At 72.8% G+C, this 13,594-nt stretch carries 12 protein-coding genes; 10 read left to right on the top strand and 2 right to left on the bottom strand.

All coding sequences use genetic code 11. The features are described 5' to 3' along the window. The first annotated feature begins 36 nt into the window (after positions 1-36). From ACQXVK_RS00685 to ACQXVK_RS00655, 7 genes are read left to right on the top strand one after another with little or no spacing between them, the layout of a single operon-like run. Positions 37-1,629, top strand: a complete 1,593-nt coding sequence (locus ACQXVK_RS00685) for a peptide ABC transporter substrate-binding protein (protein ID WP_430852353.1) — start codon at positions 37-39, stop codon at positions 1,627-1,629. 16 nt (positions 1,630-1,645) lie between these two features. Next, a complete protein-coding gene (locus tag ACQXVK_RS00680; RefSeq protein WP_430852352.1) occupies positions 1,646-3,046 on the top strand; it encodes a M14 family zinc carboxypeptidase in 1,401 nt (466 codons plus the stop codon). After that, positions 3,046-3,987, top strand: a complete 942-nt coding sequence (locus ACQXVK_RS00675) for an ABC transporter permease (protein ID WP_402265669.1) — start codon at positions 3,046-3,048, stop codon at positions 3,985-3,987. The genes ACQXVK_RS00680 and ACQXVK_RS00675 overlap by 1 nt, the downstream gene beginning before the upstream one ends. Next, positions 3,984-4,874, top strand: coding sequence for an ABC transporter permease (locus tag ACQXVK_RS00670; protein ID WP_022907467.1), 891 nt, complete (start codon positions 3,984-3,986; stop codon positions 4,872-4,874). Before ACQXVK_RS00675 ends, ACQXVK_RS00670 begins: the two co-directional genes overlap by 4 nt. A gap of 41 nt (positions 4,875-4,915) precedes the next feature. After that, a complete protein-coding gene (locus ACQXVK_RS00665; RefSeq protein WP_430852351.1) occupies positions 4,916-6,325 on the top strand; it encodes a serine hydrolase in 1,410 nt (469 codons plus the stop codon). After that, positions 6,322-6,903, top strand: coding sequence for a GbsR/MarR family transcriptional regulator (locus tag ACQXVK_RS00660; RefSeq protein WP_430852350.1), 582 nt, complete (start codon positions 6,322-6,324; stop codon positions 6,901-6,903). Before ACQXVK_RS00665 ends, ACQXVK_RS00660 begins: the two co-directional genes overlap by 4 nt. Continuing rightward, positions 6,900-8,552 (top strand): dipeptide ABC transporter ATP-binding protein, encoded by a 1,653-nt coding sequence (locus tag ACQXVK_RS00655; protein ID WP_430852349.1) that lies wholly within the window; start codon positions 6,900-6,902, stop codon positions 8,550-8,552. The genes ACQXVK_RS00660 and ACQXVK_RS00655 overlap by 4 nt, the downstream gene beginning before the upstream one ends. A gap of 259 nt (positions 8,553-8,811) precedes the next feature. Here the strand turns inward: ACQXVK_RS00655 and ACQXVK_RS00650 are convergent, their stop codons facing one another. Beyond that, positions 8,812-9,639, bottom strand: coding sequence for a helix-turn-helix domain-containing protein (locus tag ACQXVK_RS00650; protein WP_430852348.1), 828 nt, complete (start codon positions 9,637-9,639; stop codon positions 8,812-8,814). 66 nt (positions 9,640-9,705) lie between these two features. Then, entirely contained in the window at positions 9,706-10,284 is a 579-nt protein-coding gene (locus ACQXVK_RS00645; RefSeq protein WP_430852347.1) for a hypothetical protein, read from the bottom strand. A gap of 96 nt (positions 10,285-10,380) precedes the next feature. Between ACQXVK_RS00645 and ACQXVK_RS00640 the strand changes: the two genes are divergently transcribed. The 3 genes from ACQXVK_RS00640 to ACQXVK_RS00630 are packed head-to-tail and all read left to right on the top strand — an operon-like array spanning position 10,381 to position 13,584. Then, complete coding sequence (locus ACQXVK_RS00640) at positions 10,381-11,892, top strand: sensor histidine kinase (protein WP_402264158.1); 1,512 nt, start codon at positions 10,381-10,383, stop codon at positions 11,890-11,892. 40 nt (positions 11,893-11,932) lie between these two features. Then, on the top strand, positions 11,933-12,595 hold the full coding sequence (locus ACQXVK_RS00635) for a response regulator transcription factor (protein ID WP_416394923.1): 663 nt from the start codon (positions 11,933-11,935) through the stop codon (positions 12,593-12,595). Next, positions 12,592-13,584: an EamA family transporter gene (locus ACQXVK_RS00630; protein ID WP_430852346.1), complete on the top strand. Its 993-nt coding sequence runs from the start codon at positions 12,592-12,594 to the stop codon at positions 13,582-13,584. The genes ACQXVK_RS00635 and ACQXVK_RS00630 overlap by 4 nt, the downstream gene beginning before the upstream one ends. The last annotated feature ends 10 nt before the right edge of the window (positions 13,585-13,594 follow it).

Below are 13,594 nucleotides of genomic sequence, written 5' to 3'. Positions count from 1 at the left end.
GCCGGACCCGGGAGCGCTGGGACTCGAGGAGCAGACATGCGACGCAGGACGATCGCCGCGCTGGCCGCCGCGGCCACGGTGGCGCTGGTGGCCACGGGCTGTTCGGCCACCGGGAACGCCGACGACCAGGCCGGAGCCGGGGGCAGCCTCGTCTACGCCACCGGCGAGCCCGACCACCTCACCCCCGGTCGCCAGACGGTGGCGTTCACGCAGGTGCTCAGCCTGTTCGCCCCGCTCACCGAGACCGACTCGAAGGGGAAGCTGCACGACGTGGCCGCGAAGAGCGTCACCTCGAGCGACAACACCACGTGGACGATCACGCTCCGCGACGGCTGGACGTTCCAGAACGGCGAGGAGGTCACGCCCGAGAGCTACGTCAAGGCGTGGAACCACACCGCGTACGGCCCGAACGCGTGGGAGAACAGCGGCGAGCTCGCCGCGATCGTCGGGTACGACGACCTGAACCCGGCGTCCGGCACCCCGAAGACGAAGGAGATGTCGGGACTCAAGGTGACCGGGAAGGACACCTTCACCGTCACGCTCGACCACGCGGACAGCCAGTTCCCGCTCCAGCTCAGCCAGGCGCAGACCGCCTTCTACCCGATGCCCGAGGCCGCCTACGAGGACCTCAAGGCCTACGACGCGAAGCCGATCGGCAACGGCCCGTACGAGATGACCGAGGCGTGGAAGGCGAACCAGCCGTTCACCGTCACCGCGTGGAAGGGCTTCGAGGGCACGACGGCGAAGACGAAGGACGTCACCTTCAAGAGCTACTCGGACATGAACACCGCGTACACCGACGTGCTCGCCGGGAACGCCGACGTGCTGTTCCTGCCCGCCGACAAGATGACGAGCGCCGGCGCGGACTTCGGCGACCGGCTGCACTCCTTCGACGCACCGGGCATCGACTACCTCGGCTTCCCGCTCTGGGACGAGCGGTACTCGGACCCGGACGTCCGCCGTGCGATCTCGATGTCGATCAACCGCGAGCAGGTCAACAAGGCGATCTACGGCGGCCTGTACGAACCGGCCACCGCGCTCACCCCGCCGAACATGTCCGGCACGCAGGAGGGCATCTGCGGCGAAGCGTGCGAGTTCTCCCCCTCGAAGGCCAAGGCGCTCCTGGCGAAGGCCGGCGGGTTCGACGGCACCATCACGCTCGTCTACCCGGGCGGCAACGGCCTCGACTCCCTCTACCAGGCGTACGCGAACCAGATCCGGCAGAACCTCGGCGTCGACACCGTCGCGAAGGCCACCACCGACTGGGCGTCGTACTACTCGGAGCTGACCGACAAGAAGGTCGCGGGACCGCACTTCGGGCACTGGGGCGCGCTCTACGCCAGCCAGCAGAACACGCTCCGCGCCCTCTTCACGAAGGCCGGCGGCTGCGCCCCGTGCACCGGGTACTACCAGTCGGACGAGGTCGACCAGCTCCTCGCGAAGGCGGACTCCGCCGGATCGCAGGCCGAGGCGAACGAGTACTACGCCCAGACGCAGAAGGCGGTGCTGGAGGACTTCCCGGTCGTCCCCACCTTCTTCGACAAGTACTCGTACGTCGTGAGCGACAAGATCGCCTCGTTGCCCGCCGTCGACGGCAGCCCGGTCGTCCCCGCGATCACCGTCAAGTAGGGACCGGCACCACCGCATGGACCAGCGCACCATCCTCCGCCTCGCCACCTCGGTCCCCGACCACGACGGCTTCCCGCTCGTCGACGACCTGCACGCCCGGTTCGACGCGCTCGCCGCGGCGCACCCGGACCAGGTCACGGTCACCCGGATCGGGACGAGTCGGCTCGGTGAGCCGCTCCACAGCTACCGCATCGGATCCGGGTCGCACGCCGCCGTCGTCGTCGGCGGCGTGCACCCGAACGAACCGATCGGGTCGTGGACGGCGCTGCACCTCGCCGAGACGATGGTCACCGACCAGGTGACGGCCGAGGCGCTGGACACGACCTGGCACATCGTGCCGACGATCGACCCGGACGGCATGCGGCTGAACGAGGCGTGGTTCGACGACCCGTTCGACCGGGTCCGGTACGCACGGCACTTCTACCGCCCCGCGCCGGACAGCCAGGTGGAGTGGACGTTCCCGAACAGCCACGGGTCGGTGTACTTCGACCAGGTGCTGCCGGAGACGCTCGCGTTCATGCGACTCATCGACGACGTCCGGCCGGAGCTCCTCGTCTCCCTGCACAACGGCGAGATGGGCGGGGTCTACTACTACCTGTCCGAGGACCTCCCGGACGTGATCGACACCCTGCACGCCGTGCCCCGGGCACTCGGACTCCCACTCGACACCGGCGAACCGGAGTCGCCGTACCTCCGCGAACTCGCGCCGGCGGTGTTCGCGATGGACGGCGTCGAGGCCGCGTACGACTACCTCGAGGGCCTCGGCGTCGACCCGGGCGAGCACATCCACGGTGCGTCGAGCGCCGCGTGGGCGATGCGGCACGGCGCGCTCTGCGTCGTCGCCGAACTGCCCTACTGGAGCCATCCGGACGCCGACGACCAGACGCCGACGACGGAGCCGTACGCCGAGCTCCTCCGTCGCTGTGCGGACGAGCTCGGCGCGTCGGGGCGGGAGCTCCAGGAGATCCTCGACGCGGCGTCGCCGATGCTCACCATCGAGACGCCCTTCCTCGAGGGGTCCCGCGCTTTCGTCCCGATGATCGCCGGGATGGTCGACACCGACCGTGCCCGGGCCGACCGCGAGCCCGCCGCCCGCATCGCCACCGTCGCCGAACGGTTCGGCTGCGAGGACCTCGTCCGCTGCTTCCGGCTGCGCTACGGCGGGATGCTGCTCCGCGCGCTCGAGTCCGAGACGACCGCCGGGACCGCACCCGCGGCGGTGCGGCGGCTCCGCGACCGCCTCGCCGAGCGCTACGCGAGCTGGCAGGCCGACGAGGCGACCGGCTCGGAACCGATCGCGATCAGCAGGCTGGTGGGCGTGCAGTTCGGGGCGATCCTCGCCTGCGCGAGCCACGTGGCGGACCCGACCCGCGCCTCCCGTCCGTCCCTCGCCACCACCACGACGGGAGGCGCGTGATGCGCCCGGCGATCACCGTCGGTCGCCGACTCGGCGGCCTGGTCGTCGTGTTCCTCGGAGTGACGTTCCTCATCTACGCGATGACCTTCGCGCTGCCCGGCGACCCGATCAAGGCGCTCGGCGGCGACCGGCCGCTCAGCGACGCCGTGGTGCGGGCGCTCCGCGCGGAGTACCACCTCGACCAGCCGCTCTGGCTGCAGTACCTGCAGTACCTCGCCGGCCTCTTCCGCGGCGACTTCGGCACGGACTTCAGCGGCCAGTCGGTCGGCGCGCAGATGGCCTCGCGCTGGCCGGTCACGATCACGCTCGCCCTCACCGCGTGGGCGATCGAGATCGTCCTCGGCATCGGGCTCGGGGTCGTCTCGGCCCTCCGCCGCGGCACCGTGCTCGACAAGACCGTCCTGGTCGGCACGATCGTCGTCGGCGCCGTCCCGGTCTTCGTGCTCGGCGTCGCCCTGCAGCTGGTGTTCTCGGTGCGGTTGCACTGGTTCCCGGTGGCCGGCGCGACGGCCGGCTGGCCGACCGCCTACGTCCTGCCGGCGTTCGTGATCGCGCTGTTCGGGCTCGCCGCGGTGTCCCGCCTGACCCGGACGTCGATGATCGAGACGCTGGACGCCGACTTCGTGCGGACCGCCCGCGCCAAGGGGCTCACCCCGGGGCGGATCGTCGGCGTGCACGTCATGCGCAACTCGCTCATCCCGACGGCCACGTACCTCGCCACCGACCTCGGCTACCTGATGGGCGGGACGGTCATCGTCGAGGGCATCTTCAACCTGCCGGGCGTCGGCAACCTGCTGTTCCAGGGGATCCGGTCGCACGAGGGAGCGGTCGTCGTCGGCATCTCCACGGCCCTCATCCTCGTGTTCCTCGTCACCAGCGTGCTCGTCGACCTCCTGCACGCCGCACTCGATCCGCGCGTCCGGGCAGGAGCCTCCGCATGACCACCTCCGCCATCGGCGCCACCGTCCCGCCGTCCGTCGTCACCAAGCGTCGACCGCTGCGCGCCGCGGTCCGCCGTCCCGGGTTCTGGCTCCCCGCCGGGGTGCTCGCCGTCGTCGTGCTCGTCGCCGTCTTCCCCGGGGCCTTCGCCGGCCTCTTCGGCCACGGCGACCCGCGCGCGTGCGACCTCGGTCGCAGCGGCGCGTCGCCGACCGGCGGCCACCCGTTCGGGTTCGACCTGCAAGGGTGCGACGTCTACGCCAACGTCGTCTACGGCACGCGGTCCTCGATCGCGGTGGCCGTCCTCACGACGGTGCTCGCCGGCGTCGTCGCGGTGGTCGTCGGGACCGTCGCGGGCATGGTCGGCGGCTGGGTGGACGCCGTGCTGGCGCGGCTCACCGACGTGTTCCTCGGCTTCCCGTTCCTGCTCGGAGCCGTCGTGGTCCTGAACAGCGTGGGGGAGCGGTCGGTGCTCACGGTGTCGCTCGTCCTGGCCCTGTTCGGCTGGCCGACCATGGCACGGCTCGTGCGGTCGAGCGTCCGGAGCGTCCGGAACGCCGAGTTCGTCCTCGCCGCCCGCACGATGGGGCTCTCGACGTGGCGGATCACGACCCGGTACGTCCTGCCGTCGTCGATCTCCCCGCTGCTCGTGCTCGCGACCATCACGGTGGGCGGGGTGATCGTGTCGGAGTCGTCGCTGACCTACCTCGGCATCGGGTTGGAGAGCCCGGCGATCTCCTGGGGCCTGCAGCTGTCCGCCGCGACGAGCCAGTTCCTCCGGGCACCGCACATGCTCATCGCGCCCGCCGTGTTCCTCGCCGTGACGGTGCTCTCCGTCATCGCGCTCGGGGACACGCTGCGCGCCGCACTCGACCCACGACGGCGCTGATCCGTCAGACTCGACCCACACCCGTTCTCGAAAGGACCACCGTGACCGACACCCTCGCCGCCTACCGGAAGACGCTGCCGTACATCCACGAGTGGGTGTCGTACAAGGTGTGGCAGCTCCGGGTCCCCGGGGTGCAGGTCGCGATCGGGTACGCCGGGGAGGTCCTGTTCGACGAGGCCTGGGGCTACGCGGACGTCGAGGCCGGCCGCCGGCTCACCACCACCGACCTCTTCCGCATCGCGTCGCACTCGAAGACCTTCACCGCGACCGCGCTCCTGCAGCTCGCCGAGCGCGGCGCACTCCGGCTCGACGACACCGTCGGGACCCACGTCCCGGCGCTCGTCGCGGGCGGGTCGCCCCTCGCCGACGCCACGATCCGGGAACTCATGGAGATGGGCGCCGGCGTCATCCGCGACGGGCACGACGGCGACTACTGGTCGCTCGCGCGTCCGTTCCCCGACGAGCAGGAACTCCTCGACCTCGTCCTCGACCGCGGGCAGAAGGTCCCGACCGGGTCGTCGTTCAACTACTCGAACCTCGGCTACTCGCTGCTCGGCCTCGTCATCGCCCGGGTGTCCGGACGGCCGTACAACGACTTCGTCCGCGAGTCGATCACCGAACCCCTCGGCCTGCGGAACACCGGACCCGACTGGGACCCGACGCGCGCCGACGACTTCGTGGTCGGCTACACCGGCTTCCACGTCGCCCGCCAGCGGCGTCGGATCGACCACGTCGACACGCGCGCGATGGCCGCGGCGACCGGCTTCCACGGCACCGCCTCCGACCTCGTGCGGTACTTCTCGCAGCACGTCATCGGCCAGGGCACGCTGCTCGACGACCACTCGAAGCGCCTCGCGCAGCGGAAGGCCTGGAGCGCGACCGACGACCCCGCCGCGCGCGGCTACGGCGCCGGGTTCATCGTCGACCGGATCGGCGGACGCGAGATCCGCGGCCACTCGGGTGGCTTCCCCGGGCAGATCACGCAGTCGATGTTCGACCCCGCGTCGGGTCTCGTCGTCTCGGTGCTGACGAGCGCCGCCGCCGGTCCCGCGACCCTCATCGCCACGGCGATCATCGCGATGCTCGACGCGGCAGCCGACGCCGACGCCCCCGGCACGCCGGTGCCGGACGACGTCGACACGACCGCGTACACCGGACGCTTCGCGAACCCGTGGGGTGTCACGGACGTCGCGCGGATCGGCGACCGGCTCGTCGAGGTCGACCCCTCGAGCCCCGAACCCCTCGACACGCCGACGCGCCTCGAGGTCGTCGACGCGGACACGCTCCGGATGACCCATGGCAACCGCTTCGGGTCGATCGACGAGGACATCACCTTCGAGCGCGACGCCGACGGCACCGTGCGCTCGATCCGTGGGGGCGGCGGCATGAGCCAGGAGCCGTGGGCGATCCCGTCCGAACGGCCCGAGGTCGCGGCGGGACTGGCGCCGTGAGCGACGAGGCCCGGGGCGGCTCCGGCGCAGGAGCCCCGTCCGACACCGTCGACGACGTCGTGCTCGAACCCGAGCGCCAGGCCTTCGTCGAGGAGTTCGCCCTCATGCTCAACGACGCCGCGGGCATGCCCCTGACCGATGCGCGGGTCCTCGGCTACCTCATGGTGACGCGCGCGCCGCACTCGTCGTCCGCCGACCTGCAGGCTGCGCTCGGCGCCAGCTCGGGTTCCGTCTCGATGGCCACCCGGCGGCTGGTCGACTCCGGGTTCGTCAAGCGGCACACGGTGCCCGGCGAACGCAGCCACTACTTCCGTGCCGAGGCCGACGTGTGGGGCTCGTGGCTCGCGAGTGAGCGCAAGTACCTCGACCGCGAGCGCGACGTCATCGGGCGCGGACTCGCCGTCGTCGAGGCGGCCGGCCGGACGGGCCCCGGCGACGTCGACGCCGAGGTCCGCGAGCGCCTGCTGAACGGGCGCGACTACATGCAGTGGCTGCAGGGGTACCACCGCAAGATGCTCGAGGAGTGGGAGGCGTTCAAGGCCGCCCGCGACCACCCGGACCGATCGGAGACCCCGTGAACGACGTCCTCACCGTCGACCACCTCAGCGTGACCTTCGACGTCGACGGCGTCGTCGTCCGAGCGGTCGACGACGCCTCGTTCACGGTCGGCCGGGGCGAGGTCGTCGCCGTCGTCGGCGAGTCGGGCTCCGGCAAGAGCATGACCGCGATGACCGCGATGGGCATCGCCCCGGACGGTGCCCGTGCCGCAGGCAGCATCCGGCTCGGGGACCTCGAGGTGCTCGACGCCGACGAACGCACGCTCCGCGAGGTCCGTGGCCGCCGCGTCTCGATGATCTTCCAGGACCCGTCCGCGGCCCTGAACCCCGTCTTCACCGTCGGGTTCCAGCTCGCCGAGGCGGTCCGTCGTGCCGAGCACGGCCTCGACCGCGCCGACGTCCGTGCGCGCTCGATCGACCTGCTGCGCGCCGTCGAGGTCCCGGACCCCGAGCTGCGACTCGGCCAGTACCCGCACGAGCTCTCCGGCGGCCAGTGCCAGCGCGTCATGATCGCGATGGCCCTCGCCGCGGACCCCGACCTCCTCATCGCCGACGAGCCGACGACCGCGCTGGACGTGACCGTCCAGGCCGAGGTCCTCGACGTCCTCCGCCGCCTGCGCGAGCGCACCGGCACCGCGATCCTGCTCATCACGCACGACATGGGCGTGGTCGCGGACATCGCCGACCGCGTCGTCGTGATGCGCCGCGGGAGCGTCGTCGAGACCGGTCCGGCGAGCGCCGTCTTCGGCGCACCGGTCGCCGACTACACGCGCGAACTCCTCGCGGCCGTCCCGCGCATGGGCACCGGCGCGGTCCAGGAGGCGCGGGTCGACCCCGCCCCGGACGTCGCCGCACCGGTCCTCGACGTCCGGCACCTCGTGGTCGAGTACGGCGGTGCGCTCCGCGGTCGGTTCCGCGCGGTCGACGACGTGTCGTTCGCGGTCGGGCGCGGGGAGATCGTCGGGCTGGTCGGCGAGTCCGGCAGCGGCAAGACCACGATCGGACGCGCCGCGATCGGCCTCGCGCCGATCACGGGAGGTGCCGTCCTCGTCGAGGGGACGGACGTGGCGGGCGCACGCCGCGCCTCCCGGCGTGCGATGCGTCGTCGTGTCGGCGTGGTCTTCCAGAACCCACTGCGATCCCTCAACCCGCGGTACACGGTCGGCCAGACCGTTGCCGAGCCGCTCCGGCAGATCCTGCGTCTGTCCGCGGCCGAGGTCGAGCAGCGGGTGGAGGGCCTGCTCGCCGATGTCGGTCTCGACGGCGGTTTCCGCGAGCGCTTCCCGCACGAGCTGTCCGGGGGCCAACGGCAACGCGTGGCGATCGCCCGCGCGGTCGCACTCGACCCCGCCCTGCTCATCGCCGACGAACCGACCAGCGCGCTCGACGTCTCCGTGCAGGCGAGGGTGCTCGACGTCTTCCGCGAGCTCCAGGAACGCCTCGGCTTCGCGTGTCTGTTCGTGACGCACGACCTCGCGGTGGTGGACACGCTCTGCGACCGGGTCGTGGTGCTCCACGGCGGACGGGTCGCCGAACAGGGGAGCCGCGACGCGATCCTCCGCGCTCCGGAGGACCCGTACACGCGGCGGCTCATCCAGGCGGCGCCGGTGCCCGATCCGGTCGAGCAGGCTGCGCGTCGCTCCGAGCGTGCGGGGTCCCTCCGGGCCTGAGCGGGCGCGACGAGGTTTCCTGTCCGGCGGGTGACCGTTCCGGTTCGCGGATCGCGGGGATCGCGAACCAGGACGGTCACAGCGCGGGCGGAACACGGACGTCGGGCGCCCGGACGCGCCGGAGCGAGCGCCGCATCGAGCCCGTGGGGCTGAACCCGGCGTGCGGCGTCGCTCCGAGGCTGAGCGGGGGCGACGAGGTTTCCTGTCCGGCGCGTGACCGTTCCGGTTCGTGGATCTCGGGGATCGCGAACCAGGACGGTCACAGCGCGGGCGGAACACGGAAGTCGGGCGCCCGGACGCGCCGGAGCGGGCGCCGTATCGAACTCGTGGTGCTGAACCCGGCGTCCGCCGCGACGACGGCCGGGTCCGCGTCGGCGGCGGCGAGTGCCGCGCGGACCGGCAGCGACCGGAACCACCGCCACAGCTCGTCGGGCGAGCAGCCGGTGGTCGCGCGGAACCGGCGCCGCACGGTGCTCGCGGACAGACCGGCGCCGCGTCGCAGGTCGTCGATCGGCACGGGGCCGGCGCTGTCGAGGAGTCGGTCGATGCAGCGGGTGAGGCTGGCGTCGCGGAGGAACGCGGGCGGGTTGTCCTCGACCACGCTCAGCACGACGACCCGGGCGAGCGCATCACGGTGCGCCGCGTGCCACCTGCCGGCCACCAGCGACCGGAGGTGCGCCAGTGCGAGGACGACGTCCGTGCACGGAGCATCGAGCGGCTCGGTGCGGAGGGACGGCGCCAGCCCGAGCGCCTCGTCCACGAACGGACCGAACGTCGCGGTGCCCCAGTGCACACCGGTCGGAGCGGGCCAGTCGTCGCAGGCCGAGGGCGGTGCGGAGCGGTCGGGACCGGCGCCGATCGTCACCGTCGCCCCGGGTGCGACGAGCGCCGCGGTCCCCGGAGCCACCACGGCGACGTCGTCGTCACGGCGGATCCACACCTCGGTGCGGGCGGACGAGGCGACCCAGACGTGGCTGTCGGTCGCCCCCAGGTCCAGCGTCCACCGGTCGTCGTCGGCGAGGACCTCGTCGCCGTACCGGACGTCGAGGCCGACGGCGTCGACGAGTGCTCGGAGTGCATCGGTCACGCAGCGACCGTGCCACGGGGCGCCCAGGCGGCACCGGGCCCGCGGAGGATCTGTGGAGCGTGCGGGTCAGCGGACCTCGGCGGAGGACCAGAGCGCACCGGCACCTCGCCCGACGACGCGGAGGAGGGGCACCGCGACGAGGACGGCCGCGGCGAGGAACGCGACCGCCTGCAGCAGGCCCGGGATCGCGTACACCACGACGAGCACCTCCTGCGCGGTCGACGGCGGTGGCACCGTCTGCGTCAGGAGGGACGCGACGAACCACAGCGCCGCCGCGATCGTCACGATCCAGCCGACCGTGCGCTGCGGCCCGCGCAGGCCGCGGACGGTCAGCACGCCGAACGCGACGAGCGCCGCTGGCGGGACCCAGTACAGGGCGGTGGCCAGCGCGCCGGGGAGGAACCAGGCCAGGGCGAACGCGAGCACGGCGACGCCGAAGGCCCCGGCTCGCCGGTCCCGTGCGCGGAGCGCGGCCACGAGCACGACGACCCCGCACACGCCGGCGACCACCGACGCGCCGAGCCGCACCACCGGCCACCACGGCACCTGCAGCACCGCCGTGTCACCGAGCCCGATCACCCCGTACACGAGTGCCCCGACCACCGCGGTCGCCGAGACGATCCGTACCCCGTTGTCGTTCCCCATGGCCGTCACGGTACTCCCGGGCGGGGGATAACCCCACCCCGGGTCCGGGAGGGGGCAGGATGGGGGATCGGCCCGGTGATCGCGAGGCTGGGTGTCATGACCGACACCGCCCGCCTCGACCAGGCCGAGACCGTCCCACTGCACGACTCCGTCCCGCCGGGAGCCACCGAACCGATGCCCGCCCAGCCGAACCCCACGCCGCCGAGCTGGTCGTCGACGCCGCCGCCGAGCGGGCAGGGCGCCGCGGTCCCGCCGCCGCCCGTGACGACGTCCGGCGGATCGGGATCGGGCACGGGCATGACGGCCGGCGCGTTCTACCGCGAGGCGTGGAAACGGCTGCCGCGGGACTTCGGGTACATGGCGCTCACGGCGGTGCTGCTCTGCACGCTCTACGCCGCGTTCCCGGCGGCGATCTTCGGCGGGGGCTTCCGCGACCTCTTCAACCCGTTCGTCCTGCTGATGTTCTTCATCGCGCTGTTCGTGGCGCGGTGGCTCGGCCAGTTCGAGAAGCTCCGCATCGGATGGGCCGACAGCCGTCCGATCCGGCCGGTCGACTGGACGCCGAGGTGGCAGCAGAACTGGTGGACCCGCACCGGTTCGGCCGTCGCCAACCCGCACTACTGGCTGTACCTGCTGCACGCGGCGGTCGTGTACCCGATCGCGGCGCTCTGCACCGTGGGCGCGGGGGCGCTGCTGCTCGCCGGCTTCGTGTGGCCGATCGGCCTCGCCGGATTCGCGTTCGTGAACGGCGTGAGCGCGCAGTACTTCGGGTGGGAAACGGCCTCCGTCGTCGGCTTCGGGTTCCTCGGGCTCCTGTCGATGGCCGCCTCGGTCGTGCTGTTCCCGCTGTGGGCCCGCGGTTCGGTCATCGCCCACTTCTGGATCGACTTCGGGCTGCTCGGCGGGTTCCGTGCCGAGCAGCTGGAGCGTCGCGTGGCCGGGCTCCAGGCGTCGCGTGCCGGCGCCGTCACGGCCGAGGGCCAGGCGCTCCGGCAGATCGAGCGCGACCTGCACGACGGCCCGCAGCAGCGCCTCGTCCGGCTGCGCATGGACCTGTCCGCCGCCGAGCGCGCCTTCGACAAGGACCCGGTGAAGGCGAAGCAGCTCATCGGGGAGGCGTCGGAGCACGCCCAGGACGCCCTCGACGAACTCCGCGCCCTGTCGCGTGGGTTCGCGCCGCCCATCCTGCTCGACCGCGGCCTCGTCGCCGCGCTCGAGGCCCTCGTCGCCCGCACCCCGATCCCGGTCGGACTCGACGTCCGCCTGCCCGACGGGCTCGAACTCGCGACCGAGATCCAGCGCAACGTCTACTTCACGGTGAGCGAGCTGCTGACGAACACCACCAAGCACGCCGGGGCCGCCGCCGCGGGCGTGTACCTCGGACTCGTGGTCGACGCCTCCGGCCTCTGGTACCTCACGGTCAGCGTCACCGACGACGGCCGCGGTGGCGCCCGCCCGCAGGAGGGGCACGGCATCGAGGGGCTGATGGGCCGGATGCGTGCGCTCGACGGCGAACTGACGGTGTCGAGCCCCGAGGGCGGCCCGACCGAGGCGACGGCACGGATCCCGCTCGGATCGTTGAACGGCGTGCCGACGGCGCGCGCCTGACACCACGGGGAGCGTCCGCGCTCCCGGTAGGCTGGTCGGCATGAGCGACGGCCCGGATGCAGCACGCATCCGGGCCGTCGTCGTCGACGACGCCGTCCTCCTGCGCGAGGGGCTCGCCCGTGTGCTCGAGGAGGCCGGCATCGACGTCGTCGGCCAGTACGCCGACGCCGACTCGTTCCTCGCGACGCTCACCGACGACGCCCCCGACGTCGTCGTGATGGACGTGCGGATGCCGCCGACGTTCACGGACGAGGGGGTCCGCGCGGCCGTCGAGACCCGACGCCGGGCACCGCGCACGGGTGTGCTCCTGCTGTCCCAGTACGTCGAGGCCACCTACGCCGAGGACGTCCTCGCCGCGGGCGCGACCGGCATCGGCTACCTGCTCAAGGACCGGGTCACCCGGCTCGAGGAGATCGACGACGCCGTCCGCCGCATCGCCGCCGGCGGCACCGTGCTCGACCCCGAGGTCGTCACACAGCTCATGAGCCGTCGCCGCGACCCGCTCGCCGCGCTGACCCCGCGCGAGCGTGAGGTCCTCGGGCTGATGGCCGAGGGTCGCACGAACGCCGCGATCGCCCGCGCGCTCGTGATCGGCACCGGCGCGGTCGAGAAGCACGTCTCGAGCATCTTCGGCAAGCTCGCGCTCGAGGACACGGGCGAGGACCACCGCCGGGTCCTCGCCGTGCTGGCGTACCTCGGGTGACCGAGCCCGCAGGCGGCACCGAGCCAGCGCGCCGCACCGAGCCAGCGCGCCGCACCGAGCCAGCGCGCCGCACCGAGCCAGCGCGCCGCATCGGGCCCGCGCGCCGGACGGTGCCCGCGCCGCTCCTGGCCCTCGCCGCCATGGTGTCGGTGCAGCTCGGCGCCGCGATCGCGAAGACCCGCTTCGACGAGGTCGGCTCGGTCGGTGCGGCGACGCTGCGGCTCGTGATCGGCGCCGTCGTGCTCGCCCTCGTGGTGCGCCCGCGCGTCCGGCACTGGACCCGGCAGCAGTGGCTCGGCGCCCTCGGCCTCGGGCTGGCGCTCGGCGGCATGAACGTCTTCATCTACGTCGCGTTCGCGAGCATCCCGATCGGCGTCGCGGTGACGATCGAGTTCCTCGGCCCGCTGGCGCTCTCGCTCGCCCACACCAGGCGGTGGCGGGACGTCCTCTGGGCGGTGCTGGCACTCGTCGGCGTCGTGCTGCTCGGGGTCGGTCCGGCGGCCGTGACCGCGGTCGGCGGCGTCGTGTTCGCCGTCCTCGCCGCGGCGTGCTGGGCGGGCTACATCGTCATGAACCGGCACGTCGGCGCCGCGATCCCCGGCGTGGACGGCCTCGCGGTCTCGATGGTCGTCGCGATGCTCGTGTCGCTGCCGTTCGGTCTGCGGTCGGCCGTCGACGGGGTCGTCCGCGAGCCGGCGCTCCTCGTCGTCTTCGGCGGTGTCGCCGTGCTCTCGAGCGTGCTGCCGTACGCGCTCGAGATGCTGGCGCTCCGGCGGATGCCGACGCGCGTCTTCGGCGTGCTGCAGAGCCTCGGTCCGGCGATCGCGGCCCTCGCGGGCCTGCTGATCCTGCACGAGGCGCTCGCGGCGCTCGAGGTCGTCGCCCTCGCCTGCGTCACCGCGGCGAGCGTGGGGGTCACGCTGACCGCGCGACGCGCGCGCGGAGGCGGGCCCGGTGGGCGGACTGGAGGCGCGGCGCACGTTCCGTGACCACGGAACG

It is taken from the genome of Curtobacterium sp. AB451, assembly GCF_050585845.1.
GTDB lineage: Bacteria > Actinomycetota > Actinomycetes > Actinomycetales > Microbacteriaceae > Curtobacterium.
This window is presented reverse-complemented; position numbering and strand designations above follow the sequence as displayed.

What these genes read in the sequence shown, in the direction of transcription:
- ACQXVK_RS00635 (WP_416394923.1), top strand. Translation starts at nt 11,933, where the DNA reads ATGAGCGACGGCCCGGATGCAGCACGCATCCGGGCCGTCGTCGTCGAC.
- ACQXVK_RS00640 (WP_402264158.1), top strand. Translation starts at nt 10,381, where the DNA reads ATGACCGACACCGCCCGCCTCGACCAGGCCGAGACCGTCCCACTGCAC.
- ACQXVK_RS00670 (WP_022907467.1), top strand. Translation starts at nt 3,984, where the DNA reads ATGACCACCTCCGCCATCGGCGCCACCGTCCCGCCGTCCGTCGTCACC.
- ACQXVK_RS00680 (WP_430852352.1), top strand. Translation starts at nt 1,646, where the DNA reads ATGGACCAGCGCACCATCCTCCGCCTCGCCACCTCGGTCCCCGACCAC.
- ACQXVK_RS00675 (WP_402265669.1), top strand. Translation starts at nt 3,046, where the DNA reads ATGCGCCCGGCGATCACCGTCGGTCGCCGACTCGGCGGCCTGGTCGTC.
- ACQXVK_RS00685 (WP_430852353.1), top strand. Translation starts at nt 37, where the DNA reads ATGCGACGCAGGACGATCGCCGCGCTGGCCGCCGCGGCCACGGTGGCG.
- ACQXVK_RS00645 (WP_430852347.1), bottom strand. Translation starts at nt 10,284, where the DNA reads ATGGGGAACGACAACGGGGTACGGATCGTCTCGGCGACCGCGGTGGTC.